This window comes from Methylobacterium sp. GC_Met_3, from assembly GCF_026540775.1.
Classification (GTDB): domain Bacteria; phylum Pseudomonadota; class Alphaproteobacteria; order Rhizobiales; family Beijerinckiaceae; genus Methylobacterium.
Genome location: NZ_JALNUL010000007.1, coordinates 80,406 through 107,356 on the forward strand (window position 1 = coordinate 80,406; position 26,951 = coordinate 107,356).

Annotated in this window: 28 protein-coding genes; 14 read left to right on the forward strand and 14 right to left on the reverse strand. The window is 67.6% G+C overall.

Annotation, left to right across the window (positions count from 1 at the left end):
• The first annotated feature begins 154 nt into the window (after positions 1 to 154).
• The 10 genes from urtA (at position 155) to OXS27_RS11990 (ending at position 9,765) form a co-directional block, all read left to right on the forward strand.
• The gene (gene urtA / locus OXS27_RS11945; RefSeq protein ID WP_267356393.1) at positions 155 to 1,411 is read left to right on the forward strand and encodes an urea ABC transporter substrate-binding protein; all 1,257 of its coding nucleotides are present in this window, start codon (positions 155 to 157) and stop codon (positions 1,409 to 1,411) included.
• Between the two features lie 158 nt (positions 1,412 to 1,569).
• Complete coding sequence (gene urtB, locus OXS27_RS11950; RefSeq protein ID WP_243925548.1) at positions 1,570 to 2,496, forward strand: urea ABC transporter permease subunit UrtB; 927 nt, start codon at positions 1,570 to 1,572, stop codon at positions 2,494 to 2,496.
• A gap of 14 nt (positions 2,497 to 2,510) precedes the next feature.
• Positions 2,511 to 3,695, forward strand: a complete 1,185-nt coding sequence (gene urtC, locus OXS27_RS11955) for an urea ABC transporter permease subunit UrtC (protein WP_243925546.1) — start codon at positions 2,511 to 2,513, stop codon at positions 3,693 to 3,695.
• Between the two features lie 7 nt (positions 3,696 to 3,702).
• Positions 3,703 to 4,488 carry an urea ABC transporter ATP-binding protein UrtD gene (gene urtD / locus OXS27_RS11960; protein ID WP_091712405.1) on the forward strand — a complete coding sequence of 262 codons (786 nt, stop codon included), beginning with the start codon at positions 3,703 to 3,705 and terminating at the stop codon, positions 4,486 to 4,488.
• 2 nt (positions 4,489 to 4,490) lie between these two features.
• Positions 4,491 to 5,255, forward strand: coding sequence for an urea ABC transporter ATP-binding subunit UrtE (urtE, locus tag OXS27_RS11965; RefSeq protein WP_267356394.1), 765 nt, complete (start codon positions 4,491 to 4,493; stop codon positions 5,253 to 5,255).
• Between the two features lie 9 nt (positions 5,256 to 5,264).
• Entirely contained in the window at positions 5,265 to 6,284 is a 1,020-nt protein-coding gene (locus OXS27_RS11970; protein ID WP_267356395.1) for an alpha/beta fold hydrolase, read from the forward strand.
• Positions 6,285 to 6,346: 62 nt separating this feature from the next.
• A complete protein-coding gene (gene fmdA / locus OXS27_RS11975) occupies positions 6,347 to 7,576 on the forward strand; it encodes a formamidase (RefSeq protein ID WP_243925540.1) in 1,230 nt (409 codons plus the stop codon).
• 149 nt (positions 7,577 to 7,725) lie between these two features.
• Positions 7,726 to 8,043, forward strand: coding sequence for a zinc ribbon domain-containing protein (locus OXS27_RS11980; RefSeq protein WP_243925538.1), 318 nt, complete (start codon positions 7,726 to 7,728; stop codon positions 8,041 to 8,043).
• A 46-nt stretch (positions 8,044 to 8,089) separates the two neighbouring features.
• Positions 8,090 to 9,145, forward strand: coding sequence for an aliphatic amidase (locus OXS27_RS11985; protein ID WP_267356396.1), 1,056 nt, complete (start codon positions 8,090 to 8,092; stop codon positions 9,143 to 9,145).
• Positions 9,146 to 9,195: 50 nt separating this feature from the next.
• Positions 9,196 to 9,765: an ATP-dependent Clp protease proteolytic subunit gene (locus tag OXS27_RS11990; RefSeq protein ID WP_243925534.1), complete on the forward strand. Its 570-nt coding sequence runs from the start codon at positions 9,196 to 9,198 to the stop codon at positions 9,763 to 9,765.
• A gap of 47 nt (positions 9,766 to 9,812) precedes the next feature.
• Here the strand turns inward: OXS27_RS11990 and OXS27_RS11995 are convergent, their stop codons facing one another.
• The 4 genes from OXS27_RS11995 to OXS27_RS12010 form a co-directional block, all read right to left on the reverse strand.
• Positions 9,813 to 10,661 (reverse strand): oxidoreductase, encoded by an 849-nt coding sequence (locus tag OXS27_RS11995; protein ID WP_267356397.1) that lies wholly within the window; start codon positions 10,659 to 10,661, stop codon positions 9,813 to 9,815.
• A gap of 11 nt (positions 10,662 to 10,672) precedes the next feature.
• On the reverse strand, positions 10,673 to 12,634 hold the full coding sequence (locus tag OXS27_RS12000) for a cytochrome C oxidase Cbb3 (protein WP_243925530.1): 1,962 nt from the start codon (positions 12,632 to 12,634) through the stop codon (positions 10,673 to 10,675).
• A 105-nt stretch (positions 12,635 to 12,739) separates the two neighbouring features.
• The gene (locus OXS27_RS12005; RefSeq protein WP_267356398.1) at positions 12,740 to 13,681 is read right to left on the reverse strand and encodes a glyoxylate/hydroxypyruvate reductase A; all 942 of its coding nucleotides are present in this window, start codon (positions 13,679 to 13,681) and stop codon (positions 12,740 to 12,742) included.
• Between the two features lie 93 nt (positions 13,682 to 13,774).
• Positions 13,775 to 14,062, reverse strand: a complete 288-nt coding sequence (locus tag OXS27_RS12010; RefSeq protein WP_243925526.1) for a hypothetical protein — start codon at positions 14,060 to 14,062, stop codon at positions 13,775 to 13,777.
• Between the two features lie 158 nt (positions 14,063 to 14,220).
• Here OXS27_RS12010 and OXS27_RS12015 point away from each other — a divergent pair, with 158 nt between their 5' ends.
• Positions 14,221 to 15,693, forward strand: coding sequence for an MFS transporter (locus tag OXS27_RS12015; RefSeq protein ID WP_267356399.1), 1,473 nt, complete (start codon positions 14,221 to 14,223; stop codon positions 15,691 to 15,693).
• A gap of 53 nt (positions 15,694 to 15,746) precedes the next feature.
• Here OXS27_RS12015 and OXS27_RS12020 read toward each other — a convergent pair whose 3' ends face one another.
• From OXS27_RS12020 to otsB, 3 genes are all read right to left on the reverse strand, one after another.
• Entirely contained in the window at positions 15,747 to 16,751 is a 1,005-nt protein-coding gene (locus OXS27_RS12020; protein ID WP_267356400.1) for a glucokinase, read from the reverse strand.
• Between the two features lie 191 nt (positions 16,752 to 16,942).
• Positions 16,943 to 17,347 carry a DUF4260 domain-containing protein gene (locus OXS27_RS12025; RefSeq protein ID WP_267356401.1) on the reverse strand — a complete coding sequence of 135 codons (405 nt, stop codon included), beginning with the start codon at positions 17,345 to 17,347 and terminating at the stop codon, positions 16,943 to 16,945.
• Between the two features lie 27 nt (positions 17,348 to 17,374).
• Positions 17,375 to 18,118 carry a trehalose-phosphatase gene (otsB, locus tag OXS27_RS12030; protein WP_267356402.1) on the reverse strand — a complete coding sequence of 248 codons (744 nt, stop codon included), beginning with the start codon at positions 18,116 to 18,118 and terminating at the stop codon, positions 17,375 to 17,377.
• 113 nt (positions 18,119 to 18,231) lie between these two features.
• On the opposite strand from otsB, the gene OXS27_RS12035 reads away from it, so the two are divergent.
• A complete protein-coding gene (locus OXS27_RS12035; RefSeq protein ID WP_267356403.1) occupies positions 18,232 to 18,741 on the forward strand; it encodes a DUF427 domain-containing protein in 510 nt (169 codons plus the stop codon).
• Between the two features lie 52 nt (positions 18,742 to 18,793).
• Positions 18,794 to 20,017: a serine hydrolase domain-containing protein gene (locus OXS27_RS12040; RefSeq protein WP_267356404.1), complete on the forward strand. Its 1,224-nt coding sequence runs from the start codon at positions 18,794 to 18,796 to the stop codon at positions 20,015 to 20,017.
• A gap of 7 nt (positions 20,018 to 20,024) precedes the next feature.
• On the opposite strand, the gene OXS27_RS12045 is transcribed toward OXS27_RS12040, so the two are convergent.
• The 5 genes from OXS27_RS12045 to OXS27_RS12065 all read right to left on the reverse strand — a co-directional run bounded on the left by OXS27_RS12045 (position 20,025) and on the right by OXS27_RS12065 (position 24,924).
• Positions 20,025 to 20,645 carry a DUF2147 domain-containing protein gene (locus OXS27_RS12045; RefSeq protein ID WP_267356405.1) on the reverse strand — a complete coding sequence of 207 codons (621 nt, stop codon included), beginning with the start codon at positions 20,643 to 20,645 and terminating at the stop codon, positions 20,025 to 20,027.
• Between the two features lie 198 nt (positions 20,646 to 20,843).
• On the reverse strand, positions 20,844 to 21,374 hold the full coding sequence (locus OXS27_RS12050) for a GNAT family N-acetyltransferase (RefSeq protein WP_267356406.1): 531 nt from the start codon (positions 21,372 to 21,374) through the stop codon (positions 20,844 to 20,846).
• A 237-nt stretch (positions 21,375 to 21,611) separates the two neighbouring features.
• Entirely contained in the window at positions 21,612 to 21,812 is a 201-nt protein-coding gene (locus OXS27_RS12055; RefSeq protein WP_243925508.1) for a hypothetical protein, read from the reverse strand.
• Positions 21,813 to 21,909: 97 nt separating this feature from the next.
• Positions 21,910 to 23,013 carry a helix-turn-helix transcriptional regulator gene (locus tag OXS27_RS12060; protein WP_267356407.1) on the reverse strand — a complete coding sequence of 368 codons (1,104 nt, stop codon included), beginning with the start codon at positions 23,011 to 23,013 and terminating at the stop codon, positions 21,910 to 21,912.
• A 597-nt stretch (positions 23,014 to 23,610) separates the two neighbouring features.
• Complete coding sequence (locus OXS27_RS12065) at positions 23,611 to 24,924, reverse strand: MFS transporter (RefSeq protein WP_243925505.1); 1,314 nt, start codon at positions 24,922 to 24,924, stop codon at positions 23,611 to 23,613.
• Between the two features lie 182 nt (positions 24,925 to 25,106).
• Here OXS27_RS12065 and OXS27_RS12070 point away from each other — a divergent pair, with 182 nt between their 5' ends.
• Positions 25,107 to 26,258: a dimethylmenaquinone methyltransferase gene (locus OXS27_RS12070; protein ID WP_267356408.1), complete on the forward strand. Its 1,152-nt coding sequence runs from the start codon at positions 25,107 to 25,109 to the stop codon at positions 26,256 to 26,258.
• A 96-nt stretch (positions 26,259 to 26,354) separates the two neighbouring features.
• On the opposite strand, the gene OXS27_RS12075 is transcribed toward OXS27_RS12070, so the two are convergent.
• Together OXS27_RS12075 and OXS27_RS12080 are read right to left on the reverse strand one after the other, a co-directional pair.
• Positions 26,355 to 26,552: a DUF2283 domain-containing protein gene (locus OXS27_RS12075; protein ID WP_267356409.1), complete on the reverse strand. Its 198-nt coding sequence runs from the start codon at positions 26,550 to 26,552 to the stop codon at positions 26,355 to 26,357.
• The gene (locus OXS27_RS12080; RefSeq protein WP_267356489.1) at positions 26,549 to 26,821 is read right to left on the reverse strand and encodes a DUF4258 domain-containing protein; all 273 of its coding nucleotides are present in this window, start codon (positions 26,819 to 26,821) and stop codon (positions 26,549 to 26,551) included. The genes OXS27_RS12075 and OXS27_RS12080 overlap by 4 nt, the downstream gene beginning before the upstream one ends.
• Positions 26,822 to 26,951: the final 130 nt, after the last annotated feature.

Here is a 26,951-nt window from a genome sequence, read left to right on the forward strand (position 1 = left end):
ATGACCTCACACTGTTCCGCCGCGATGGTGCAGCGCATGCAAGAGTATCGCCATACGCAAAATCGCGTATAGGCCGCGGCGCAACAGCAGACCTAGCCTGCGCCTGTCGATCCGGGCCGCCTCTGACGGCCCGGACGCCCACAGGGTCAGGCAGATGGCAGACGACACCGATCACGGCTTGCGCTCCCCGCTGCGGCGCAGGCTGCTCATGGGGCTGGCCGGCGCACCGGCGCTGGCGCTGATGCCGCGCACGGCCTGGGCCGCGGCGCCGACCGCGACGGTCAACACCACCGGTCTCGCCGTGACCGACACCGAGGTGACGGTCGGCATCCTGCACTCGATCACCGGCACGATGGCGATCTCCGAGACGGGTGCGCAGGAAGCGGAGAAACTCGCGATCGCCCAGATCAACGAGGCCGGCGGCGTGCTCGGCCGCAAGATCAAGATCATCCAGGAGGACGGTGCCTCCGACTGGCCGACCTTCGCCGAGAAGGCCAAGAAGCTGCTGGTCAACGACCATTGCGCCGCCGTTATGGGCTGCTGGACCTCGGCCTCGCGCAAGGCGGTGCTGCCGGTCTTCGAGCAGTATAACGGCCTGCTCTACTACCCGACCTTCTACGAAGGCCTGGAGCAATCCAAGAACGTCTTCTACACAGGCCAGGAGGCGACGCAGCAGATCCTCGCCGGGCTCGACTGGGTGCACAAGGAGAAGGGCGGCGACAGCTTCTATTTCATCGGCTCGGATTACATCTGGCCGCGCACCTCCAACAAGATCGCCCGCAAGCACGTGGAGAACGTGCTGAAGGGCAAAGTGGTCGGCGAGGAATACTTCCCGCTCGGCCACACCCAGTTCAACTCGGTGATCAACAAGATCAAGCTGACCAAGCCGAAGGTGATCTTCGCCGACGTGGTCGGCGGCTCGAACGTGGCGTTCTACAAGCAGCTCAAGGCGGCCGGCATCGACCTGTCGAAGCAGGTGCTGATGACAATCTCGGTCACCGAGGACGAAATCGACGGCATCGGTGGCGAGAACATCGCCGGGGCCTATGCGTGCATGAAGTATTTCCAGTCGATCGAGAACGAGAACAACAAGGCCTTCGTGGCTGCGTTCAAGAAGATGTGGGGCGAGAAGACCGTCATCGGCGACGTGACGCAGGCGGCCTATCTCGGCCCGTTCCTGTGGAAGATGGCCTGCGAGAAGGCCGGCTCGTTCGACGTCGACAAGGTGGTCGCAGCCTCGCCGGGCATCGAGTTCAAGGGCGCGCCGGAAGGCTACGTCCGGATCGACGAGAACCATCACCTCTGGTCGAAGACCCGGGTCGGCAAGGCCAAGCCGGATGGCCAGTTCGAGATCGTCTACACCAGCCCTGAGCTGATCAAGCCGGACCCGTTTCCGAAGGGGTACCAGTAGTCGAGCGCTCGAGATTGGTCCGCTTTGCTTAGCGGATCAGGCGCGGGTCCCCTTTCCCGTACGGGAGGGGGGTCTGTCGCGACCTTCAGAACTAGCACCGAACAATCCGCTCGGAGGACGCTCGCCCTCCGCCCGAACTTTAGCGGAAGACCGAAACAATGCTCGGCGATTATTCCTTCAGCGATCTCGGCGCCATCTTCGCCATGCAGGGCTTCGCCGGCCTGATCCTGTTTTCCGTCTACCTGCTGATGGCGCTCGGACTCGCGATCATCTTCGGCCAGATGGGCGTGATCAACATGGCCCACGGGGAGTTCATGATCCTCGGCGCCTACGTCACCTATCTGTGCTCGGCCTTCTGCCAGACCTACGTGCCGGTGCTGTTCCCGGTCTACTTCTTCGTCGCGATGGGGCTGGCGTTCCTGGCCTCCGGGGCGCTCGGCATGCTGGTGGAGTGGAGCCTGATCCGGTTCCTCTACAAGCGCCCGCTCGACACGCTGCTCGCAACCTGGGGCCTGTCGTTGATCCTCCAGCAGGCCTACCGGTCGATCTTCGGAGCCCGCGAGGTCGGCGTCGAATTGCCGTCCTGGCTGATCGGCTCGGTGCAGGTCACCGACACGATCGAGATCCCGGTCAACGGCCTGTTCGTGATGGCGATCACCATCCTGATCACCGTCAGCGTCGCCCTGTTGATCTACCGCTCGCGCTTCGGCCAGCAGGTCCGGGCCGTGATGGCCAACCGCGCCATGGCAGGGGCGGTCGGCATCGATACCGAGAAGGTCGACCGCTACACCTTCGGCCTCGGCTGCGGCATCGCGGGTATCGCCGGCTCGGCCTTCACGATGATCGGGTCCACGGGGCCGACCTCGGGCCAGCTCTACATCGTCGATACCTTCCTGATCGTCGTGTTCGGCGGCGCCGCCAGTCTGCTTGGTACCATCGCGTCGGCCTTCTCGATCTCCCAGACCCAGTCGACCCTGGAGTTCTTCCTCTCCGGATCGATGGCCAAGGTGATCACCCTGCTCGCGGTGGTCGGCATCCTGATGTTGAGGCCCCAGGGTCTCTTCACCCTCAAGGTCCGACGCTGAGGATCTTTTTCAAGATGACCAACCCCGTCCAGACCCTGACCAAATCTGTCACCGTGAACGACAACCCGTTCATGAAGCCGGTGGAGTGGCTCAGCCTGCTCCTGCTCGCCGGGGTGATCCTGGTTGTCCTGCCGATCGTCCTCGACAGCTTCCGCCTCAACCTCGTCGGCAAGTACCTGACCTACGCGTTCGTAGCCCTCGGGCTGGTGATCTGCTGGGGCTACGCCGGCATCCTGTCGCTCGGCCAGGGCTGCTTCTTCGGGCTCGGCGGCTACTGCATGGCGATGTATCTGAAGCTCGAAGCTTCGAGCGTCGCGAATACGAAGATCCAGTCGACGCCGGGGATCCCCGATTTCATGGACTGGAACCAGATCACCGCGATCCCGTGGTTCTGGCAACCGTTCAAGAGCCTGCCGCTGACTCTGATCTTGGTCGTCGCGATCCCGGTCCTGTTCGCGATGCTGATCTCCTTCGCGATGTTCAAGCGCCGTGTGGGCGGCACGTACTTCGCGATCATCACGCAAGCCATCGCGGCGATCCTGACGATCCTGATCGTCGGCCAGCAGGGCTATACTGGCGGCATAAACGGTATCACCGACCTGCGCACCCTCCACGGCTGGGACATCCGCACCGATAGCGCGAAGACCATCCTGTACTTCGTCAATGGCGGCCTGCTGATCGGCTGCATCCTGGCGGCCCAATACGTGAAGAAGTCCAAGCTGGGCCGCATCCTCGTCGCCATGCGCGACAAGGAGGATCGGGTCCGCTTCTCCGGTTACTCGGTGGCGGGGTTCAAGGTCTTCGCCTTCTGCTTCGCCGCCGGCTTGGCGGCGATCGGCGGAGCGATGTTCACCCTGCAGGTCGGGTTCATGTCGCCCTCCTTCGTGGGCATCGTGCCTTCGATCGAGATGGTGATTTACGCCGCCGTCGGCGGGCGCCTGTCGCTGTTCGGCGCGGTCTGGGGCACGTTGCTGGTCAACTGGGCCAAGACCAGCTTCTCGGAGAGCTTCCCGGATCTCTGGCTGTTCGGCCTCGGCGCCCTGTTCATCGCGGTGGTTCTGGCCTTCCCGAACGGTCTCGCCGGCATCTGGCGCGAGCACATCGAGCCGCGTCTCACCCGCCGGGTGAAGAGCCTGCGCGCGCCGCCGCCCGCCATCGTCCCGCCCCCAAGTGCGCCCGTTGGCGCCCCGGCCGAGTGAGGATCCCATGAACGCCGCGATCCTCTCCTCCCCCGTGGTCGGCGCCGAGGCTGCCCCGCCCGATCACCTCCTCGCCGTCGAGGCGCTGACGGTCTCGTTCGATGGGTTCAAGGCAGTGAACGACGTGTCGTTCTACGTCGAGCCCGACGAGATCCGGGTGATCATCGGCCCGAACGGCGCCGGCAAGACCACGGTCCTGGACCTGATCTGCGGGCGCACCCGGGCCAGCGCCGGCTCGATCAAGTACAAGGGCCAGGAGCTGACCAAGCTCTCCGAGAGCGCAATCGTTCAGGCGGGGGTCGGCCGCAAGTTCCAGACGCCGTCGATCTACGATGACCTGACGGTTTTCGAGAATCTGGAGATCTCGTTCCCTCGCGGGCGCTCGGTCTTCGGCGCCCTGACGTTCAAGCGCGATGCGGAAGTCCGCGACCGCATCCACGCCATCGCCGAGACGATCTTCCTGAAGGATCAGCTCAAGGAACGGGCCGAGTTCCTGAGCCACGGCCAGAAGCAATGGCTGGAGATCGGCATGCTGCTGATCCAAGACCCGGAACTGCTGATGCTCGACGAGCCGGTGGCCGGGATGAGCGTCGGCGAGCGGATCAAGACCGCCGAACTGCTCAACCAGATCATCAAGGGCCGCTCGGTGCTGGTGATCGAGCACGACATGAAGTTCGTCGAGGACATCGCCCACCGGGTGACCGTCCTGCACCAGGGCAAGGTGCTGTCTGAGGGTTCGATGGAGCGGGTCAAGAACGACCCGAAGGTCATCGAAGTGTATTTGGGACATTGACGATGGCGTCGCTTCAGACCGCGCGCGCGCCCGGCATCCAGGCGCCTCCGCTCGCCACGATCCCATCCGCCACGCCGGCGCTCGCCGTCGAAGACCTGCACGCCGCCTACGGCCAGAGCGAAGTGCTCCACGGGCTCACCTTCTCGGTGGCGCCGGGCGAGATCGTCGCCGTGATGGGCCGCAACGGCATGGGCAAGACCACGCTGATGAAGACCCTGATGGGTCTCGTGCCCGTGAAGTCCGGGTCGATCCAGGTGGAGGGCGCGGACGTGGCCGGGCTCAAGAGCCACGTCCGGGTCGTTAAAGGCCTCGCCTACGTCCCGCAGGGCCGGATGATCTTCTCGACCATGACGGTCCAGGAGAACATCGAGACCGGCCTGACGGTCACCGGCGCCCGCAAGGTGCCGCAGGACCTCTACGACATGTTCCCGGTCCTGTGGGAGATGAAGGGCCGGCGCGGTGGCAACCTCTCGGGCGGGCAGCAGCAGCAGCTCGCCATCGCCCGGGCGCTCGCGAGCCGCCCGAAGGTGCTGCTGCTGGACGAGCCGACCGAGGGCATCCAGCCCTCGATCATCCGCGAGATGGGCCGGACGCTCAAGAATATCCGCGACGCGCGCGGCCTTTCGATCGTCGTGTCCGAGCAGGTCTTGAGCTTCGCCCTCGACGTCGCCGACCGGGTGATCGTCATGGAGAACGGATCCATCGTCCACGAGGCCCCGCGCGACGGGATCGACGAGGCGGCGGTCGCCCGGTTCCTGTCGGTCTAGGGGCACAGCATGGCCGATTATGAGATCATCGAACTGGGCGACTTCGTGCTTCAGTGCGGCAAGACACTGCGCGCGGCCAAGCTCGCCTTCAAGACCATCGGGACACTGAGCCCGGCCAAGGACAACGCCATCGTCTACCCGACGTGGTACTCGGGCCAGCACACCGAGAACGAATGGCTGATCGGCCCCGGCAAGGCGCTCGACCCGGACAAGTATTTCATCATCATCCCGAACATGTTCGGCAACGGGCTTTCGTCCTCACCGAGCAACACGCCGGCTCCGTGGAACGGACCGCGCTTCCCCAATGTCACCGCCTACGACAATGTCCGTGCCCAGCACCGCCTCGTCACCGAGCATTTCGGCATCGAGAAACTGGTCCTCGTCACCGGCTGGTCGATGGGCGCGCTCCAGACCTACCACTGGGCGTCGATGTATCCCGACATGGTGCCGAAGATCCTGCCGTTTCAGGGTTCGGCCAAGTGCTCCCGGCACAACTACGTGTTCCTGGAAGGCGCCAAGGCCGCGCTCCAGGCCGACGCCGCCTGGGCCGAGGGCTGGTACACCAGCCCGCCGACCCGGGGCCTGCGTGCCTTCGGCCGGGTCTACGCGGGCTGGGGCCTGTCGCAGACCTTCTACCGGCTCGAAGCCGACATCACCCACATGGGCTACGCCTCGCTGGAGGATTTCCTGATCGGGTTCTGGGAAGGGCTGTTCTACCAGCGCGACGCCAACAACCTGCTCGCCATGCTGTGGACGTGGCAGCACGGCGACATCAGCGCCAACGACACCTTCAGGGGCGACGTCAAGGCCGCGCTCGGCGCGATCCGCGCCAGGGCGATCCTGATGCCGGCCTCGACCGACCTGTATTTCCCGCCCGAGGACAACGCCATCGAGGCGGCCGCCATGCCGAACGCGGAACTGCGCGTGATCGACACGTGGTGGGGCCACTTCGCGGGCGGGCCCGGCACCAGCCCGGACGACATCAGGGTCCTCGACGACGCGCTGAAAGAGCTGCTCGCGAGCGGGTGAGAGACGCGCATCGGCGCGCGGACGGGGCTTGCCCCGGAGAGTCAGGGAGCTGGAGACACGAGATGCCCGAGACGCTGATCAAGGTCGATCTCACGCAATCGGCCTACGACAACGACAAAGTGCACAACCGCTGGCACCCCGACATCCCGATGGTGGCGTATGTGAAGCCGGGCGCGGACTTCATCGTCGAGACCTACGACTGGACCGGCGGCTTCATCAAGAACAACGATTCCGCCGACGACGTGCGCGACATCGACCTGTCGATCGTCCACTTCCTCTCAGGTCCAATCGGCGTCGAGGGTGCCGAGCCCGGCGATCTGCTGGTGGTCGATCTGCTCGACATCGGCGCCAAGCCCGAGAGCCAGTGGGGCTTCAACGGCTTCTTCTCGAAGAAGAACGGCGGCGGCTTCCTCGACGAGCACTTCCCGCAGGCCCAGAAGTCGATCTGGGACTTCGAGGGCATGTTCACCAAGTCCCGCCACATCCCGGGCGTGCGCTTCCCGGGCCTGATCCATCCCGGCCTGATCGGCTGCCTGCCCGATCCGAAGATGCTGGAGACCTGGAACACCCGCGAGAAGGCGCTCTACGACACGAACCCGGAGCGCGTGCCTGCGCTGGCCACCCTCCCGTTCGGCCCAACCGCCCATATGGGCCGGCTCAAGGGCGAGGCTAAGGACGCAGCCGCAGCAACCGGCGCCCGCACGGTCCCGCCCCGCGAGCACGGCGGCAATTGCGACATCAAGGATCTATCGCGCGGCTCAAAAATCTACTTCCCGGTCTACGTGCCCGGCGCCGGACTCTCGATGGGCGACCTGCATTTCAGCCAGGGCGACGGCGAGATCACCTTCTGCGGCGCCATCGAGATGGCCGGCTGGGTCCATCTCAAGGTCGAGCTGATCAAGGACGGCATGGCGAAGTACGGGATCAAGAACCCGATCTTCAAGCCGTCGCCGATCACACCGAAATTCGACGACCACCTGATCTTCGAGGGGATCTCGGTCGACGAGCACGGCGGCCAGCATTACTTGGACGTGCACATCGCCTACCGGCAGGCCTGCCTCAACGCGATCGAATACCTGAAGAAGTTCGGCTATTCGGGCGCCCAGGCCTACTCGATCCTCGGTACGGCACCGGTGCAGGGCCACATCTCGGGTGTCGTCGACATCCCGAACGCCTGCGCCACGCTCTGGATCCCGACCAAGATTTTCGAGTTCGACATCAATCCCGGCGCCGACGGACCGACGAAGTTCCTCGACGGCTCGATCCAGATGCCGCTCTCGCCGGATCTGTGACTTGCTCCCTCTCCCGTGCGGGTGAGGGTTGGGGTGAGGGACGAGAACGCGCCCGAGACGTCGCACCCCTCACCCTGTCCCTCTCCCTCCGGGAGAGGGGACTTGAGGCTCCTGAAAACCCGCGCGCAATTCCGTCACCGGAGGCTCCGATGCCTGTCTACGACTACGCCTGCGAGGCCTGCGGCCCCTTCACGGTGATGCGGCCGATGGCGGAGTTCCGCGATCCGCATGCCTGCCCGGATTGCGGGGGCGCAAGCCAGCGGGCCTTCCTGACCGCGCCGCGCATCGCCGGCATGGACGCGGGGCTGCGGGCCGCCCACGCCACCAACGAGCGCAGCCGCCACGCGCCCAAGCGCTCGGGCAGCCACGGGGCCGGCTGCGGCTGTTGCTCGCCGAAGAAGGCAGCCGCTGCGCCCGCGGCTGCGAAGAGCTTTCCGAGCGCGCGGCCCTGGATGATCAGCCATTGAGCCGCGCTCGACCAGGGGACGATCAAGGTCAGAAGGACCCAACGCCATGATGCACGGAGACATCTCGTCCAGCCAGGACAGCGTCGGCGTCGCCGTCGTGAACTACAAGATGCCGCGCCTGCACACCCGCGCGGAGGTGCTGGAGAACGCCAAGGCGATCGGTAAGATGATCATCGGGATGAAGACCGGCCTGCCCGGCCTCGACCTCGTGATCTTCCCCGAATACTCGACCCACGGCATCATGTACGACGCCGCCGAGATGTACGAGACCGCCTCGACGGTCCCGGGCGCGGAGACCGAGGTGTTCGCCGCCGCCTGCCGGGAGGCCAAGGTCTGGGGCGTGTTCTCGCTGACCGGCGAGCGCCACGAGGAGCACCCCAACAAGGCGCCCTACAACACCCTGATCCTGATGAACGATCAGGGCGAGATCGTCCAGAAGTACCGCAAGATCATGCCCTGGACCCCGATCGAGGGCTGGTATCCGGGCGACCGCACCTACGTGTCGGACGGGCCGAAGGGGCTGAAGATCAGCCTGATCATCTGCGACGACGGCAATTACCCCGAGATCTGGCGCGACTGCGCCATGCGGGGCGCCGAGCTGATCATCCGCTGCCAGGGCTACATGTATCCGGCCAAGGAACAGCAGATCGTTATCTCGAAGGCGATGGCGTTTGCCAACAACGTCTACGTGGCGGTCTCGAATGCTGCCGGCTTCGACGGCGTCTACACGTATTTCGGCCACTCGGCGATCATCGGCTTCGACGGCCGCACGCTCGGCGAGTGCGGCGAGGAGGAGATGGGCATCCAGTACGCCGCCCTATCGAAGTTCCTGATCCGAGATTTCCGCGCCCACGGCCAGTCGGAGAACCACCTCTTCAAGCTCCTGCACCGCGGCTACACCGGCATGATCAACTCGAAGGAGAACCGGCACGGGATGTCGGAATGCCCGTACGAGTTCTACCGTCGCTGGATCGAGGATCCCGACGGAACCCGCGACGCCGTAAGGGCCATTACCCGTCAGAGCGTCGGCACCGAGGAATGCCCGATCGAGGGCATCCCGTTCGTCGGCAAGGGTGAAGGTGCGCCCGATCCAGTGCGCTGAAGCTGCCTCCAGCTCCACTGGCGCGCGCAGGCCGTTCGACCAGGAGAACCATGGACACGACTCCCCTCGACCCCACTGCCTTCCGCGCCCCCGCGGTGCTGCTTTCGGGCGCGGTCGATTACGACATGTACAAGGACTTCCGCCGCCAACTCGGCGCGGCGGGGGACCGCGAGATCGTCGTCATCGAATTGACGACGCTTGGTGGCGATCCGGAGGTCGCCCGGATGATGGGCGAGGACATCCGCTTCAACAGCGCCATGGACCCGAACCGGCGGTTCGTGTTCCTCGGCAAGGCGGCGATCTATTCGGCCGGCACCACGTTCATGAGCTTCTTCGCCCGGCCGAACCGCTACCTGACCTGCGGCACGCGGCTGATGATCCATGAGCGCAAGATGGACAAGCAGCTCCACGTCCAGGGGCCGCTCACGACCTGCATCGCCTCCGTGAAGGCGACGCTCAACGAGATCCTGTGCTCGATCGAGATCCAGAACGAGGGGTTTTCGAACCTTATCCAGGGCTCGGATGTGACCCTGGAGGAGGTGCTCGAGAAGGCGCCGTCGAACTGGTACTTGGAGGCCGAGGAGGCCAAACGGCGAGGCTTGATCGAGGGCGTGATCTAAGCCCCGTTATCGCTGCGCGGTGACGTGAGGGCCGCGGAGAGCGGAACTCACGCCACCGGGTAATCGGCGCCGAGGCTCTTCTCCCGCCACGCCTCGATCTCGGCGAGACGCTGCTTCAGCCGGGTCGTCACCGCGTCGTACCCCCAGGCACCGAGCACGAGGTGGCGTGGCGGATCCTCCATCTCGGTCACCTGGATCATCGCCTCGCCGGCGCGCACCGGGTCGCCGGCCTGGGTGCCGCTCTTCTCCGCCGTGGCCGTGAGGCGGGCACCGGCCGTCGTGGCGTAGTCGGGAATCGCATTCGGCGTCTGGATCAGCGAGCGTCCGGCCCAATCCGTGCGGAACGGCCCCGGCTCGATGCAGGTTACGCGGATCCCAAGCGGCCCGGCCTCGGCCGCCAGGGAATCCGAGAACCCTTCGACGGCGTGCTTGCTGGCGGCGTAGTAGCCAGAGGCGGGGAAACCCACGAAGCCCGCCACCGACGTGATGTTGAGGATATGGCCGGATGCCTGCCCCCGCATCACCGGCAGCACCGCCCGGGTCAGCGCAAACAGGCCGAACACGTTGGCGTCGAACTGGGCGCGGATCTTGTCGTCCTCACCCTCCTCGATCGAAGATTGATAGCCGTAGCCCGCATTGTTCACGAGCACATCGATCCGCCCGAACCTGTCTTGCGCGGCGCGCACGGACTTGGCGATCTGGTCCGCCCCGGTCACGTCGAGCGACAGGGGCAGGACGCGATCCTCGGCCCCCTGGGCGAGATCGGCGACCTTGGCGCGGTCGCGCGCCGTGACCACCGCGCGCCAGCCCCGTGCGATGACCAATTTGGCGAGCTCTCGGCCGAAGCCGGTCGAGCAACCGGTGATGAACCAGACCGGATCGGTGTTGTGCGTCATGGCGTATCCCGTCAGGGCGTTGCGGCCGGCTCCGTCAGGCGATCGACCGAGAGCAGGTAGGCGATCAACGCCGTCTGCTCATCGGGCGAGACACCCGCGCCGGCATCCGCCCAGAAGGCGTGCCCCTTTCCGGTAACCCGGGCAATGCGTGCCGTATCCGAGGCCGCGTTCGCGGCCACGACCTTGGCGCGGAGATCCCGGTCGACGAGCGCCCGCAGGCTGTTGGCGGGATCCGGCGCCACGCCCTTGTAGAGTGTGCCCGGGACGCCGAGCTGGCGCTCCGTGTCGGTCCCGACCGCGACACCGGAATCGTGCAGGTACGGCGCCGTCCAGGCGAGGCCGACGAGGTTCGGGACCTTGTAGCCACCCTCCGTTCCGCCCTGCCCCCAAGCGAGTTGAACCTGCGCCATGGCATCGCCCGCGAGCGGCACCGGCACGATCGCCGGCGTATCGGTCAGCGGGAACGGCGTGCCGACGGCGAACATCGTCGGCGGCGACAGGCGCGCCTCCATCTTCGCGCCGGCGCGGGCCCGGGTCGGTTCCGTGCCGATCTCGGCCTCCGGGATGACCCGGTGGTTGGTCAGCGCCGGGCCGGAATGGCAGGCGCCGCAGCCCGCCTTCTCGAACACGGCCCGGCCGGCCCGGACCTTGTCGGCATCCTGACCGCCGGCCGGCGGATGCAGCAGGTTCTGAAAGGCCGACATCGCGTTGTTGGCGTGGTTCACCGGCTCACCGGCCACCGAGGTGAACAGGCCGTTGTCGGTGACGTAGTTGGTCGCCGGATAGGTCGGCAGCACCGCGTAGCTGTTCAGGCCCGGCGAGGCCGGCGTCGGGTCGACGTTCTGCAGCACCGCGGACGGGCTCCGACTGCCGTCCGGCTTGTAGCGGAACGCCTCGGTGGCCGACCCGCGCAGAACGATGCCGAGATAGGTCTCGGGATCCATACCGAACAGCCAGGGCGCGGCCGCCGCGAGTTGGGTCGTGTCGGAATTGGCCGCATGCACGTTGTTGTTGAGCGACGATAGGCCCGAGAAGGGGCCGATCGCCTCGCGCCCGCTCCAGCTGTAGGGCTCGCCGTAGGCCGAAAAGCTCGACGGGATCGAGGTCGGGTTGGTGACCCGATCCGCCGACGAGTCGAAGCTGCCGGGCGGCCAACTCGCGACCTGCACCTTGGTCGCCGCCTCCACGGCCGCCGCGTCCGGCAGCGCCGGACCTGTCGTGGTCGAGCCCGTGTGCTGCGGGTCGGCCGTCGGCCGGGCATCGGCCTCCGGCACGCTGGCGTGCATGAAGTAGGCTGACGAGTTCTTGGCCAGTGCCATCAGCAGCCCGGCGTTAAGATCGATGTTCGGGGCGCCCTCCACCACCTTGCCGGTCCCGGGATCGACCGCGGCGTGGCAGAGCGCGCAGGTGATGCCCATGCGCAGGTGGCCGCGATCGTAGAACGTCTTGATCCCGATGATGAAAGCGCCGCCCTTCGGCACGTCGAGCCCGGTCGGGACCAGTTCGCCCGCCTTATAGACGCGGTCGCCGACGCGCATGTCACTGGCCATGGCGACCTGGAGATTGGTGGTGCCCTGCCCGCCAAGCTTTGCCACAGCGAGGGCGACCTGCGTCGGCGTCAGACCGCCGTCCAGCATGCCCATGACGTCGGTCAGGAAGACCTCGTTCCCGAACGTCTCCTGATAGAAGGCCTGCCGCCCGCGCTCGACCATGGCGGGATCGATCGCAACCGCAGTCCCACCCCGCGCCAATTCCGTACGGCCACTCGCCGTGGCGTTGAGGCGATCCGCCTCCGCCCGCGAAACCCGGCGTCCGAGGATGTCGAAGGCGGTCTGGATCGGGTAGCGGTCGGCGTTGAGCAGGTCCGCCCGGTCTGGCAGCGGCGCGTAGCTGAATCGCCCGAGGCTCGCGGTGGCGCCGACCGCAACGGCCACGACGCCGGTACCGATCAGAAAGCGGCGTGGCCAACCCATGATGTGTCAGAATCCTTCCGGATCCGCCGGCGCAAGCGCGGCGGTCGGGCATAAACACGCCGATACGGCCAGGGTTCACGGCCGCCGGCAGGACCGGGTGTCGCGTCAGTAGCCCCGGCTCTTATCGATGCCCTGCGGCGGCTGCCCGGTCCGCCGGAAATCGCGCAGGTTCGCCGCCACCGTCGCCCCCGCGGAGGGCAGATCGGTCGGGCCGGAGACATGTGGCAGCACGGTCACGCCTGGATGGGACCAGAGGGTGTCTTCGGCGGGCAAGGGTTCGGTTTCGAAGACGTCGAGCACCGCGTGCGCGAGGTGGCCGCTGTCCAGCGCAGCGATCAGGTCTGCCGTCACGACGATCGGGCCGCGGGCGAAGTTGATCAGTGCCGCGCCGGGCTTCAGCGCCGCCAGACGCTCGGCGTTGACGAGGCCGCGCGTCTCCGTCGTCAGCGGCACGAGGCAGACGAGGATGTCGCATCGGGCCAGCATCGCCGGGAGCGCCTCAAGCCCGTGCTCCGCCTCGAGGCCGGGGACGGATTTCGGGCTGCGGCTCCATCCGACCACGCGAAAGCCTGCGCCGAGGAGCCTGTCCGCGGCCGCGACCCCGAGAGCGCCGAGTCCCAGCACGCCGACCGTCGTGTCGGCGGGTTTCCGATAGGGGTGGGGCCGCCAGATACCCGCACGCTGCTGGCGTGCGTAGGTGGGCATGTCCCTCTGAAGGTAGTAGGTCCAGGCCAGCACTGCCTCCGCCATGGTGCGGGCCATCTCGCGATCGACCAGCCGCACGATCGGCAACGGCCGGTCGAAGGCCCCGACCAGCCGCTCGACGCCGGCCCAGAGGCTTTGCACCCAGACGAGGTTCGGCAGCGCCGCGACCTCCGCGGGATCGGGATTGGCCACGATGGCGACCTGGGCTGCCGCGCGCTCCGCATCGTCCATCAGGCGGAACGGGACGATCCGCTCCTCGGGCATCGCGGTCGAAAGCACCGCGAGATGATCCGCCTCCTGCGTCCGGCCCTTGCACCCGATGAGGGCGATCGCCTCTGCCATTCCCGACTCCGCTCGAATCCAGCCGCAAGGGCTGCGACGCACCAAGCAGGCGCTGTGCCCGAGCCGACGCGGTTCGCCAAACCCGCGGCGGGTTCAGCGCGCTTCGATCAGCGCTGGATAGACGAGGCGGACGCGGCGGCGGCTTAACGGAATCGGCGTCTCAATGCGGCCGCGGATGCTGCCGGTCGTGCTCGGCACCGCCGATTCGGTCGGACGCAGCCGCCACCGGTCGGCAACCGGCATCGGGACGCGAGGCTTCGGCCGTTCGAGATGCGCGTCGGCGCCCTTCGACGGGACGGTCGCGAGGCCCGCCAGGGTCATCAGGCTGAGCAGCGCGAGGCGACCGAGGCGGCGACGGGGGGAGGCAGAACGGAATGACATGAGGGGGCACCGCGTTGATGCCTCCTCTCTGCGCGGATCAAATGAAAACGGGTTCGAACCGAATCGATTCCCAACCCGTTCCCAACACCTGTCTGGTGTTTCGGTAAATGCGGGCTGGTCAGGCACGGTAAACGGCCCGTTCGGGAGGACATGCGCACATGACGAGCAAGGTCGAGGGGACCTCCGGAATGCCCGAACGGGCGCAGATCGGCCAAGTGATCGATACCGACATTTCGGCGCGCCTCGATCGGCTGCCCTGGGGCCGATTCCACGTCCTCGTCATTGTGGCGCTTGGGATCACCTGGGTGCTCGACGGGCTTGAGGTGACACTGGCCGGCTCCTTGGTGGGCGCCCTGCGCCAACCGCCGATGTCGTTCTCCGAATTCGACGTGGGGCTCGCCGCCTCCTGCTACCTCGTGGGCGCGGTCACGGGCGCGATCGGCTTCGGCTGGCTCACCGATCGGATCGGGCGCAAGAAGCTGTTCTTCATCACGCTCGCCCTCTACCTCGTCGCCACAGCGGCGACCGGCCTGTCGTGGAATGTCTGGAGCTTCTGCATCTTCCGGTTCTTCACCGGCGCGGGGATCGGCGGCGAGTACACCGCGATCAACTCGACCATCCAGGAACTGGTCCCGGCCCGGGTCCGGGGCTGGACCAACCTCGTGATCAACGGCTCGTTCTGGATCGGCGCGGCGATCGGCTCGTTCATGTCGATCGTGCTGCTGAAGCCCGAGGTGATCGACCCGGCCTGGGGCTGGCGGGTGGCCTTCTTCACGGGCGGCGCCATCGGCCTCGTGATCCTGCTGCTGCGGACCTGGATCCCCGAGAGCCCGCGCTGGCTCGCCACGCACGGCTACGCCGCGGAGGCCGACCGGGTCGTCACCGGCATCGAGAAGCGCTTCACCGACGAGGGCGTGACCCTGCCGCCGGTGGACGAGAGCAAGCGCATGAAGGTCCGCACCCGCGACCGCACCCCGCTCTCGGAAGTCTTCAAGGCGCTGTTCGTCACAAACCGGAAGGCGACCATGGTCGGCCTCGCGCTGATGATCGCGCAGGCTTTCTTCTACAACGCGCTGTTCTTCACCTATGCGCTGGTGCTGGAGCGGTTCTATCAGGTGCCGGGCAACAGCGTCGGCTGGTACCTGCTGCCCTTCGCGCTCGGCTCGTTCCTCGGCCCGCTGCTCCTCGGGCGGCTGTTCGACACGATCGGCCGGCGCCAGATGATCGCCTTCACGTACGGTATCTCGGCGGTGCTGCTCGCCGGTGTCGGCGTGCTGTTCCGCCTCGACGTGCTCGGGCCGGTCGGTCAGACCGGTGCCTGGATGGTGGTGTTCTTCTTCGCCTCCGCGGCGGCGAGTTCGGCCTATCTCACCGTCTCGGAAACCTTCCCGCTGGAGATCCGGGCGCTCGCCATCGCGGCTTTCTACGCGGTTGGCACCGGCATCGGCGGCGTCTCGGGGCCGTTGCTGTTCGGCACGCTGGTCGAGACCGGCTCGCGGGACTGGGTCCTGTTCGGCTACGGGCTGGGCGCCGTGCTGATGCTGATCGCCGCCGTGGTCGGCGGGATCTGGGGCACGGCGGCAGAAGGCAAGTCGCTGGAGGATGTATCGAGGCCGTTGGCGGCTGCGTAAGGCCGGGGGCGAAGTCCCTGGTCTCTAGTGCGGCTGGAGGCAGAGGGGGGCTGTTACGCCCCCTTCCGCCACACCTGCCCGTGGTAGACGAATGTTCCGCTCTCGTTGGCCAAAGCGGCGAGGCCCTGGAAGGCTGGGTCCTGTACGGTGATGACGCTGGTGGGGATCTTGCGCATCATCCCGGTGAAGGGGGCCTTCCGCTCGAAGGCTTCGCGAAACCCGCTCTCCTGCAGCACCCGGACGATCCGGGGCGCGATGCCGCCGCCGATATAGACGCCGCTGGTGGCCAGGAAGGTCAGTGCGAGGTCGCCGCAGACGCGGCCGAGCAGCCGGCCGAACAGCTCCAGCGTCTCGGCGGCGTGGGGGTCGGATGCGTCGAGCCCCGTCTCGGTCACGGCTGCGGGCTCGATCTTCTCGTGCGGCCGACCGGTGCGGACATGCGCCACCGCCGCGTGCAGCCGTGCGAGGCCGGGGCCGGACAGGATGGCTTCCACGGTGATCCGATCCTCGACCCGCTCCAGCGCGTGCCAGACCTTCTCCTCGAACGCGTCGCCCGGCCCGAAATCGGTGTGGCCGGCCTCGGTGGAGACGATCGCGAGTTGCGTCGAGTACGGCACCAAGGCCGCGGCGCCGAACCCCGTGCCCGGTCCCAGCACGACCCGCGCACCGCCGGAGATCGGTGGGCAGGGCCCGACCGGCGTGAGATCGTGCGGCGCGATGCCGGCGGCACCGGCCGCCACCGGCACGTAATCGTTGACCACCACGGCGGTGGACAAACCGAAATCCTCGGCGATGCGCTGACCGGCGATCTTCCAATGCGCGTTCGTCAGCTGAATTTCAGGCCCGTCGACCCGCCCGGCAATCGCCAGGATCGTCGAGCGCGGCGGCTTGCGATCGCCGGCCTTGGCGAGGGACGCCCGGATGGCGCTCGACGGATCGGGATGGTCCGCGGTCGCCTCGTGCGAGAGGAGCCGGGGCTGTTCCCCCTGCGCCTCGATCAGGCCGAACCGGGCATTCGTGCCGCCGATGTCGCCGACCAGGACCGGAAACTCGAACATCGCAAGGTGCCTCTGCTCGCTGAACCTTCGCGTTAGAGCCGTGCCCGATCGCGGTGCAATCGAGCGCGGCTCTAAGCCTTTGTCGTGACGCGCGCTCTGGCGCCGAACCGGGGTCCACTTCGGCGGAGAGCGCTCTCGTTCATTCGCCGCACATCCCCGATTGGGCAAGCCCCACCGACGACGGAATCGCCCTATCGGGGTGCCATCGCCGTCATCCGATCCCGGCCGATCGGGCCGAGATGCGTATCGCCGAACCCGCAAGCGTATTTGAGGCCGTATCCGAGCGTCCGATCAAGCCCGATATGGGCAAGCCAGATCAGGGCCAGCCCGGCGACGTGAGGCTGAGCGAGCACCAAAGCCACGCACAGGCCGATCAGGGGCGGCGTCACCGTATGCACCGCGTTGTACGCGATGGCGCCCGGGCCGGGGCCGGCGGCGTAGCCCAGCATGCTGAGATCGGGGACGAACAGAAAGGCGGCGAACATCCACCAGGACTGCCCGAGCCAGGCATAGGCGCCCACCGAACAGGCGAGCAGGCACGCCGCCTCGATCCGCAGGATTAGCCGGGGACCGCCGCCCACGAAGCCGTCGGCCATGCCGATCCTCCCCAGGCGCCGCCCGGCTCAGGCCGGCGGCAGCGCCGCCGGATCGATCGTACCGCCCGCGGCCCAGTCTTGCAGCAGGGCCCGGATCGCGGCCGGATCGGGCAGGCGATGGCGCGCGACGGTCTCGCCGTCACCGACCCGGACGGCGATACCGCCATCCGCGTTGACCGACGCGAAGGCGATCTCGTCCGTCCGGTCGTCGCCAAAAAAGACCGGAACCCGCCCGCGATAAGGGGGCTGTTCCATGATGGCGCGGATCGCATGGGCCTTGGTGGCCTGCGCCGGGACGATCTCACCGACCGCCTTGCCGAGCTGCAGCCGATACTCCGCGCCGAGCGCTTCGGCGGCCGCCTTGACCAGCGCCTCGGCGCGCGCCGCATCACCGGCGCCCGCGAGCCGCCAATGCACCGCCACGGAGGCGCCCTTGTCCTCGATCAGGACGTTCGGCAACGCGGCGCTCTCGGCTTCGAGTCGCGCGACCTGCCGGCGCAGATCCGGATGATCCTCCGCCCGGCTGCCGCTGAGGGCGCCACCGAGCCTGCGCTCGACGCCGTGCAGCCCGGCGGCATCGAGGCGCGCGGGCGCCAGGAAGCCATCGATCACCGCGACCGGCCGGCCGGTCACGATCGCCAGTGCGCCCCCGAGGCGTTCGCGCAGCCGCTGCAGCGTCTCCACGAGGCCGGGCTCCACCACGACCGCATCCGGGCGCGGCGCGATCTCGGCCAGCGTGCCGTCGAAGTCGAGGAAGAGGGCGATGTCCATCGCGGGTGATCCTGGGCTTGAATGTCGGCCCTGGGCTAGCATGGGCCGGCCTCCCGACAAACGGCCACGTGAGCGCCCTATATCGCCCGCGCATGCTCTGCACGGGGATCCACATGATCAGGCCGCCGACTCATCCGACACCGGATCCGATCAAGCCGGGCGAGGAGAGCGTCTGGGATTACCCGCGCCCGCCACGGCTGGAGCCGGTGCGGCAGCGGCTGCGCGTGGTGTTGGGCGGTGCCGTGATCGCCGAGACCGAGGCTGGCTTCCGGGTGCTGGAGACGTCTCATCCGCCGACCTACTACCTGCCGCCGGGCGATATCGCCGGTGGTACGCTCGTGAGCCCACGGCGCGCCGGCATCTGCGAGTGGAAGGGCCAAGCGCGGCTGTTCGACGTACAGGGCGGCGGCAGGACGGTCCCCGGAGCCGCCTGGACCTATCCGGATCCGACCCCGGACTTCCGCGCGATCGCCGGCTACGTCGCGTTCTACGCAGGGCCGATGGATGCCTGCTTCGTCGGCGGCGATCCGGTCACGCCGCAGCCCGGCAGCTTCTACGGCGGCTGGATCACCCCTGGCATCGTCGGTCCGTTCAAGGGGCCGCCGGGGACGATGGGCTGGTGATTTTCGTCGTCCGTCCCCTTACGCTTTCCGCCTGAATCGTCGTGGAGACGCCATGAGCGCGCTGACCGAAACCGACCCGAAGGCTGCTGGCTTCGATCCGACGGGTCTCGCCCGGATCGAGCCCTGGATGGACCGCCTCGTGGCGGAGGGACGGCTCGCCGGCCTGTCGGTCACCGTGACGCGCCGGGGGCGGCCCGCCTTCGCGCGGGCCTGCGGCCAGGCCGACCTCGTTCGCGGGACGCCGTTCACCCTCGACACGGTGGCGCGGATCTACTCGATGACCAAGCCGCTGACCTCGGTGGCGGTCATGCAGCTCTACGAGCAGGGCCTGTTCCAGCTCGACGATCCGATCGCGCGCGTCCTGCCGGAATTCTCGGAGATGCGCGTCGCGGTCGGCGGCAACCGCGCGAAGATCGAGACCGAACCGGCGCGCCGGCCGATCACCGTGCGGGATCTCCTCACCCATACGGCCGGCCTGACCTACGGCTTCATGGAGGCGACCCTGGTCGACGCGCAGTATCGCGAGCACGGGATCGACTTCCTGGCGCGGGAGGGCACGCTCGCCGAGATGACTGCCCGGGTGGCGAAGCTGCCGCTCCTCGCCCAGCCCGGCAGCGCCTGGAACTACAGCGTCGCCACCGACGTGCTCGGCCAATACGTGGCGGTGGTCAGCGGTCGGCCCTTCGCCGACTATCTCCGCGAGTTCGTGATCAAGCCGCTCGGCATGGTCGATACCGATTTCCACGTTTCGCCCGCGCTGATGCCGCGCTTCTGCGCCACCTACGCGTACGATCGGGAACGCCGGCTGCGTCTGTTCGACGATTCCGTGGAAACGGCGTTCGCGCACCCACCGGCCATCGCCTCGGGCGGGGGCGGTCTGGTTTCGACGAGCGCCGATTACCAGCGCTTCTGCCGGATGATCCTCAACCGCGGCACCCTCGACGGTCAGCGGCTGCTCGGCCGCAAGAGTGTCGCGCTGATGCTGGCGAACCATCTGCCGGGCGATCTCGCCGCGATGGGCACCCCGCGCTTCGCCGAGACCTCCTATACCGGGATCGGCTTCGGCCTCGGCTTCTCGGTGATGCTCGATCCGGCTCGCGCCCAGATCCTCGGCAGCGCCGGCGAGGTCGCCTGGGGCGGGCTGGCCTCGACGGCGTTCTGGATCGACCCCGCCGAGGATCTGTCGGTCGTGCTCATGACGCAGCTGGTGCCGTCCTCGGCGCTGCCGATCCGGCGCGAACTGCGCGTCCTGACCTACGCGGCCCTTGCCGCGTGAGGCCGGCTCACTCCTGAGCCGGCGCCCCAGCCGCGGGCTTCGGGGCTGCAGGCTTTGCGCCCGCCTTCGCGGTCGGCTTCGCGCCGGCGGCGGAGGTCGCGTATTCCGGGTCGCTGTGCGGGCCGTTCGGACCGTTGGTCGGCCCGGGGAGCTGACCCGGCACGAGATCGGTCACCTTGGTCCAGGTCTGCGACTTGCACAGGAAGGCGATCAGGCAGCCGCGGACCGTCAGCTCACCCGGCGCATCCGTCCAGATGGTGACGTCGTACGACTTGCCGTCCTCCGAATTGTAGATCTTGCCCTCGTAATGGGCGTCGGCGTTCGGCTTCAAGCCCAGGATCAGCTGGTGGCCGAGCGAGGGCCGCGCCTGCTTCTTCGGATCTGGGTTCTTGAAGTCGATCCGCGGCTCGCCCTTGTCGTTGAGCGGAACCTTCAGCCAGACCACGTAGCCGCACAGGCGGTCCGCCGCCGTCCCGCACTTCTCCAGGCGAACGCGGGCGCGCCCGTCCTCGGTGAGATACGTGCCGCTCGGATCGGCCGGGGTCGCGGCCTGCGCAGAGCCTGCGAGCGCGGACAGCGCCAGGATCGCGAGCGGCGCAACCCGGCGACCGATCGATGAAAACCGCATTCCCGAACTCCTCTATACCGCGGGCCGCCGTCAGATCCGGACCGCTTGCGTGAGGGAAGGCTCTCCCCTCACGTCATCGCGCGCGCACCGGGCCGAACGCCGGATGGCATGCGCCTCTGACCCGCCCTGTCCCGCGCGAAGTTGTCCGCATCATGACAGGACAGCCCAAGGCTGAAGGCGCCGAGCGAGATGTCGCTTCTACGCGCGCGTCGGCGGCGTGTCGCGGGCCGGGCCGAGCGGCCGCTGCATGAGCGTGACATCGAGCCAGCGCCCGTGCTTGTACCCGACCGCCTCCAACGTGCCGACCGGCCTGAACCCGTGGCGCGCATGCAGGGCCGTTGAGGCAGTCGAGCCGCTCTCGGCGATGATCGCGACGATGGCCCGGCAATCGATGCGTTCGCATTCGGCGATGAGGGCTTCGAGCAGGGAGCGGCCAATTCCGCCGCCCCGGGCCGTCCGCGCCACGTAGATCGAATCCTCGACGGTGGACCGGTAGGCCGCGCGCTGGTGATAGGGGCCGGCATAGGCATAGCCGGCGACCGCCCCGTCCCGGACGGCGACCAGATAGGGATAGCCGCCGTCGCGCAGGACGGTGAAGCGCCGGGTCATCTCGTCGAGCGTGGGCGGATCCGTCTCGAAACTGGCCGTGCTGGTGGTGACGGCGTCGCCGTAGATTGCCGTGATGCTCGGCAGATCAGCTTCAGTGGCAGGGCGTATCGCGTCGGTCATACGGAATCAGCCTGGTCCGAAAGCGTACCGGCAAGGCGAAGGGTTGCACATGACATTTGCAAGACTTGCGCCGTTGGCGACGCACAAATCAATCGCACTTCGCTTTCCCACCGCGTCGTTTGCCCCAGAACCTTGCTGTCAAGTACCGTAGCGCGTGCCGATACCGGTCGGATGCGGCAAAGGCGGATCGCGTCCGGTTCGCGGCTCGGATGCGCCGCGAACCGTAGGACTTCGGGCTTAGCCCTGCTTGGCCTTCTTGTTGGCGTTGTGGTGGCCGATGGCGCAGCCCGCAGCGGCGCCCATCTTGCCGTGTCCGGCCACATGCCCGGCGACGCCGCCGACCACCGCGCCCTTGAGGCAGCCCTTCGCCTCGGCCGGCGCGCCAGCGAGCACGGCGCCGATGGTCAGGGCAGAAATCAGTGCGATCCGATGGGTCATCGAGGTTTCTCCTAAACGTCGATGTTGCAACGGCGCAGCGGGCAGGCCCGTTCCGTCCTCGACCGCGCGGCACGCCCCCGCCCCACGGGCGCCGGGATCAGCGTGCGAGCCCTGCCACAAGCCGGACGAGATCCGCCTGCCGGGTCGCACCGGTCTTGGCGAAGATCGCCTTCAGCTGCGAGCGGGCGGTCGCCGCCGCGATGGCGAACCGGGACGCCGCCTCCGCGAGGGACTCACCCCCGGACAGGGCCTGCGCCAGGCGCGCCTCCGCGGGGGTCAGCCGATAGGCGCCTTGAAGGATTGCCGAGGCCGGGACCGGCATCGTCCCGGCCTCGCGGCACAGGAGCAGCGTCCGGCCCCCCGCGAACAGGCCCCGGCTCGGCCCGACCAGCGGCAAGACGTGGATCACGACCGGCTCCGCATCCCGGCGCGCCACCACGACGGCCGAGATCGGCGCCCGCCCGCACGGACGTGTCAGAGCCTCCAGCTGCCGCGCCGGCTCCGGATCCTCGGCGACGAGGCGTCCACAGGCGAGTTTCAGATCGCGGCCGAGCAGCGCCGTGAACGCCGCATTCCAGCACAACGCCTTCCCCTCGGAATCGAGGACCAAAGCGGCGCGCTCGATCACGTCGAAGGCCTGGTTCAGGCCGGCGAGCCGCGCCTTCTCGACCATCAGGGTCAACAGGCCCGCCCGTCGCAGAAGCGGCGACAGGGTCGCCAGCCGCTGCTGCTCATGCGCCTCATAGGGCCCCTGCGCCACCGTCCGCTGCAGCGACAGGCACCAGAGCCGACCTTTCACCTCGAACCCGACGCCCGCGAACCAGCGCAGGCCGCAGGAGCCGAGCAGATCCTGATAGTAGGGTAACCGCGCGATCTCGTCGGGGGAGGTGAAATCCAGATCGACCGTGACGCCGCGCGTTCGCAGCGTCGGCAGGCCGCGCAGGCGATGATCCTCCCGATGCCAGCCCTCATCGAAATAGCGGCGCGCGGGCTCGGCCAGCGATTGGGTGCACAGCGCGTCGAGTCCCGTCCGGTCCGTGCGCAGGAGCAGCGCTCCGGCGCTGCCGGAGCTGCGCGCGGCCCGCTCGATCAGGTCGGGCCAGCGGCTCGCATCGAGGACCGCTTCCTCGAGATCCTCCTGGAATCTCGACTCCAGATCGTCCCGCAATCGGGGGACGTAATCGCGTTCCAGGCCAGACATTTGACCGGCCTCCAGGGACACTTATTCTACGAGCCCGACGCTCCAGATACAAATGTACACACTCAAAATCTGATATCCATCAAAATTTATATACTATCCCCTCGATCGCAACGTTATTACAGTATCGGATTGAACGGATACCGATATTAGGCAACGCGAAGGAAAGAAAATGCGCGGCTTTCCCCCTTGATTGCTGCCCGATCGCCGTTGGGGATTTCGATACCGGATTGGACCGGCGAATTGGCGCATCACGGGGCGGACGTCGGACGTGGCGGCGACGCAACGGCAGTATGGCCAAGCCATCCGAAAACCCCATCACCCTCATCCGAGAGTGCGGGCGAGATCCTCACGGAATGCGTGCAAAGTCGGTCACATCAATGCGCCGCCGCGCTCTCCTCCCCCTTGTGGGGAGGAGTTGGAGTTGGGGGGGCGCAGGAGGCACCGGACGGCTCGATCCTGCACCACCCCCACCCCTGCCCCGCCCCACAAGTGGGAGGGAAAAGGGCTTGAATTTGAGCGTATTACCCGTCGGCGCGCGCCGAGCTGTTGGCCATTTCGCCAGAGGGCGCGCGGCGCGGCCCGTGCGCCGACGCTGGCCTACTCGGCGGGGTGCAGGCCGCCGACGAAGCCGTTCGTCGGAGCCTCTTCGGTGATCGGCTCCTGAATCAGCGTCCAGTACCCGAGCGCCGCCACCAGGGCGATCACCGCGCCGGTGATGAAGGCCATGGAAAAGTGGCCCGTCCCGCCCACGATGAACCCGGTCACCATCGGCGCCAGGGCGCCGCCGATGTAGCCGCCGAAATTCTGCATCGCGCCCAGCGAGGCGGTGCAGCTCGCCGGCGCGGCCACCGAGGCCATCGCCCAGGCGGCCGACGAGCTCATGTAGACGAGGAACAGCGAGGCCGAGATGCTGGCGATGGCCAGCGTGTCGCTCGGGGTCAGGGCTGCCACCACGGTGAAGAACGCCGTCGCCACCAGGGACGCGGCCATCGGGATCTTGCGGCTGCGGATCGGATCGACGCCGCGGCGCACCAGCATGTCCACGACGCGGCCGCCCAGGATGCCGCCCATGACGCCGAACGCGAACGGAATCGAGCCGATGAGCCCGGTCTTCTGCAGGGTGAAGTGGCGCTCGATCTCCAGGTAGCTCGGCAGCCACGCGGTGTAGAGCCACGTCATGTAGATGCAGCCGAAATAGCCGACAATCATCCCCCAGCTGGTGCGGAAGCCGAACAGCCGCCGCCACGCGCTCCAGGTGACGGAGCGGCTCGCGTTCGGCGCGTCGCCCTCCTCCAGGAAGGCGCGCTCGGCCGGCGTCAGGTTCGACTCGCGCGGGTTGCGGAAAACCGCATAGACGAGAGCGGCGAGCATGAGCCCCGCCCCGCCCATGATCACGAACATCGCGCGCCAGCCGAAGCTGACCATCAGGAAGGTCAGCAGCGGCAGGGCCAGGAAGGTGCCGAGCGAGGAGGCACAGTTCCAGATCCCCGTGGCGGTGCCGCGCTGGCGAATGTTGAACCAGTCGCGGGAGACCCGGGCGCAGGTCGGGAAATGCGGCGCCTCGCCGATGCCGAGCACGATGCGCGCGCTTACGAACTGCCAGAACGAGGTGACGGCGCCGCCCAGCATCTGGCCCAGCGACCAGCAGGTCAGGCCGAGGGTGAGCGTCAGGCGCGGGCCGAGCCGGTCCGCCAGGGCACCGGCCGGGAGTTGCGCGAAGGCGTAGGCCCACAGGAAGGACGAGAGAAGCAGGCCCATGTCGGGGATCGACAGGCCGAGATCCGCCCGGATCAGCGGATTGGCGACCGCCAGCGTCGCACGGTCGACGTAGTTGACGACCCCGGCCGTCACAAGCAGCGCGAGCGAGACGGTCTGGATGCGCTTGACGCGCGGTGAAGCGGCCAGGGCCATGGCGTTTCTCCCGAATGACGGGCCCGTTCGGGGCTCCGGGGCCGTCCGGTCATTTGCGACTCAATGACGGCCCACACGCATTCTGCATCGAACGCCGCCGGACGGAAGAGCCGTCACCCCTCGCCTCGGGGAGCCTGTCGTCGTAGACCGTCCTCCTCCGTCACCGTCCGAGACAGCTCCGCGTGCGCCTGACCCAGATCACCCATCACGACCTCGACGGCTACGGCGCCTCGACGGTGGCGGCCGCCTGCGCCACGGTTGAGCGCGTCATCCATGTGCCGCGCTACAGCGATGTCGGCCCGGTTCTGGAGGACGAGGTCAAGCGCCTCGGCCGGGCGGCCGAGGGCGAGACCCTGCTGATGACCGACCTCGGCCTGGAGGAGCAGACCATCGCGGGCCTCAAGAAGTTCGCCGCGCTGAACCGGCGCCGCGAGGAGGGTCGCAAGCACCGCCTCGTCGTCCTCGACCATCACGCCTCGTCCCTCGACCAGTTGCGCCGTCTCGGGCTGGACACGTCCGCCGACGCGGGACGGCCGGGCCTCAACCGGGTCGACATGGAGGATCCGGAGATCGCGATTCTGATCGAGGAGGACATCTGCGCCACGCGGATGACCTTCGAGCATCGGGCCCTGTTCGCGACCCATGAGCCCCAGACCGACCTGACCAGCCTGCTCGCTGCGATCGACGCCGTCGATATCTGGCGCAAGGACAGTCCCGCCTTCCGGGGCGGTTTGGCGCTCGACGAAATGTTCTGGGAGGCGGTGTCGAGCTTCGTGCCGGTGGGGCATCCCTGGCACGACCGGTTCGTGTCCGACATCCTGCTCGCTGCGGCCGAGACCCTGCGGACGGGGGCGAGCCCGGCCGAGCTCGAACAGCGCGCCACCGCGATCCGCACCGGCGTGGTCGAGGCCCTGTTGCGCGACGCGCCGGACGACGATCCCGCACTCACCACACGCATGCGCCTCGCCCGGGCACTCGCCCGTTCGGACGCGCTGTTCCGCCCGTTGAAGGACGGTACGCTCCTGTCCTTCGCCCTCGATTCCGGGACCTTCCAGCGGGTCTCCGACCTGATCATGGATGCCGGCCGGGCGACGCGCGTGGTCAACGTCCAGCGGATGGGCACGCTGTCGTTCCGCTCCAACAACGGCACGGCGCTCGATGGCGCCCGCCTGTTCCGCGGCGGCGGCCACCGGGACGCCGCGGGCGGCCGGCTTCAGAACGGCTCGGCTTTCTCGATGGCGGATGCCATCGCGCAGGTGGAGCCGGTGCTGAATCCGGAGAAGCCCGCGGGCTCGGATAGCCCGTTCGCGGCGCTGAAGAATTGGAAAGGCTGATGTCGGCGGCGTTGGCCGCCCATTCGGAGGAGCGCTTGCTGCTCCCGTCATGAGGGTGGGCGGAACGCCGTAGAGAAGGGACGCTTCGCAATCGGCTCACGCCGCGTGAGGCTGTTCCAACACAGCCCCGGGCGCCACCTGCTTGCTGGCGTTGAGGATCTCGACGCCGACGATGCGGCCGTCCGCATCCAGATCTACAATGAAACCGGGACGGATTTCCTCACTCTCGACCACGCACGTCTCGGCGAGGCGAATATACAGCGCGTCAACGACGGGGTCGTACTCGGATTTCATCGCGTCTTCCTCCAGTCGCGCGTACGACCTCGATCAAGCAAAGCCGTAACGATCAAGGCTTCCGCGCCGTCCTGAAGCGGCTCGTATACCACGCGCAGCACACGATCGTCGCGTTCGGGCACGCGACCGAAGGCGCGGAGACGCCCGGGGTAATCGGGATCCACTTCGACGAGTTCCGGATCCGCCAAAACCCGCTCGACCCAAAGCGGTTCGATCGCACGCAGCCGCATGCGTCCGAGCGCATGATCGCTCCAGTGTACACGAACCATTTCCACGGCCGTCCCCCTCGCACCGCGAACGCGGTTTCTTGGCCCTCCAACATTCTCCTGTCGCGCGCCAATCCGAACGTATCCACAGCCCTCGCCGAGCGTGGCCACTGTCCGGCACAAGAGACACCAT

Coding starts and splice junctions, on each gene's coding strand:
- OXS27_RS12015 (WP_267356399.1), top strand. CDS start 14,221: ATGACGAGCAAGGTCGAGGGGACCTCCGGAATGCCCGAACGGGCGCAG.
- OXS27_RS11985 (WP_267356396.1), top strand. CDS start 8,090: ATGATGCACGGAGACATCTCGTCCAGCCAGGACAGCGTCGGCGTCGCC.
- OXS27_RS12010 (WP_243925526.1), bottom strand. CDS start 14,062: ATGTCATTCCGTTCTGCCTCCCCCCGTCGCCGCCTCGGTCGCCTCGCG.
- OXS27_RS11990 (WP_243925534.1), top strand. CDS start 9,196: ATGGACACGACTCCCCTCGACCCCACTGCCTTCCGCGCCCCCGCGGTG.
- OXS27_RS11980 (WP_243925538.1), top strand. CDS start 7,726: ATGCCTGTCTACGACTACGCCTGCGAGGCCTGCGGCCCCTTCACGGTG.
- urtD (WP_091712405.1), top strand. CDS start 3,703: ATGAACGCCGCGATCCTCTCCTCCCCCGTGGTCGGCGCCGAGGCTGCC.
- OXS27_RS12035 (WP_267356403.1), top strand. CDS start 18,232: ATGATCAGGCCGCCGACTCATCCGACACCGGATCCGATCAAGCCGGGC.
- OXS27_RS11970 (WP_267356395.1), top strand. CDS start 5,265: ATGGCCGATTATGAGATCATCGAACTGGGCGACTTCGTGCTTCAGTGC.
- OXS27_RS12040 (WP_267356404.1), top strand. CDS start 18,794: ATGAGCGCGCTGACCGAAACCGACCCGAAGGCTGCTGGCTTCGATCCG.
- fmdA (WP_243925540.1), top strand. CDS start 6,347: ATGCCCGAGACGCTGATCAAGGTCGATCTCACGCAATCGGCCTACGAC.
- OXS27_RS11995 (WP_267356397.1), bottom strand. CDS start 10,661: ATGACGCACAACACCGATCCGGTCTGGTTCATCACCGGTTGCTCGACC.
- OXS27_RS12075 (WP_267356409.1), bottom strand. CDS start 26,552: ATGAAATCCGAGTACGACCCCGTCGTTGACGCGCTGTATATTCGCCTC.
- OXS27_RS12000 (WP_243925530.1), bottom strand. CDS start 12,634: ATGGGTTGGCCACGCCGCTTTCTGATCGGTACCGGCGTCGTGGCCGTT.
- OXS27_RS12025 (WP_267356401.1), bottom strand. CDS start 17,347: ATGGCCGACGGCTTCGTGGGCGGCGGTCCCCGGCTAATCCTGCGGATC.
- otsB (WP_267356402.1), bottom strand. CDS start 18,118: ATGGACATCGCCCTCTTCCTCGACTTCGACGGCACGCTGGCCGAGATC.
- OXS27_RS12060 (WP_267356407.1), bottom strand. CDS start 23,013: ATGTCTGGCCTGGAACGCGATTACGTCCCCCGATTGCGGGACGATCTG.
- OXS27_RS12065 (WP_243925505.1), bottom strand. CDS start 24,924: ATGGCCCTGGCCGCTTCACCGCGCGTCAAGCGCATCCAGACCGTCTCG.
- OXS27_RS12080 (WP_267356489.1), bottom strand. CDS start 26,821: ATGGTTCGTGTACACTGGAGCGATCATGCGCTCGGACGCATGCGGCTG.
- urtE (WP_267356394.1), top strand. CDS start 4,491: ATGGCGTCGCTTCAGACCGCGCGCGCGCCCGGCATCCAGGCGCCTCCG.
- OXS27_RS12055 (WP_243925508.1), bottom strand. CDS start 21,812: ATGACCCATCGGATCGCACTGATTTCTGCCCTGACCATCGGCGCCGTG.
- OXS27_RS12020 (WP_267356400.1), bottom strand. CDS start 16,751: ATGTTCGAGTTTCCGGTCCTGGTCGGCGACATCGGCGGCACGAATGCC.
- urtC (WP_243925546.1), top strand. CDS start 2,511: ATGACCAACCCCGTCCAGACCCTGACCAAATCTGTCACCGTGAACGAC.
- urtA (WP_267356393.1), top strand. CDS start 155: ATGGCAGACGACACCGATCACGGCTTGCGCTCCCCGCTGCGGCGCAGG.
- OXS27_RS12050 (WP_267356406.1), bottom strand. CDS start 21,374: ATGACCGACGCGATACGCCCTGCCACTGAAGCTGATCTGCCGAGCATC.
- OXS27_RS12045 (WP_267356405.1), bottom strand. CDS start 20,645: ATGCGGTTTTCATCGATCGGTCGCCGGGTTGCGCCGCTCGCGATCCTG.
- urtB (WP_243925548.1), top strand. CDS start 1,570: ATGCTCGGCGATTATTCCTTCAGCGATCTCGGCGCCATCTTCGCCATG.
- OXS27_RS12005 (WP_267356398.1), bottom strand. CDS start 13,681: ATGGCAGAGGCGATCGCCCTCATCGGGTGCAAGGGCCGGACGCAGGAG.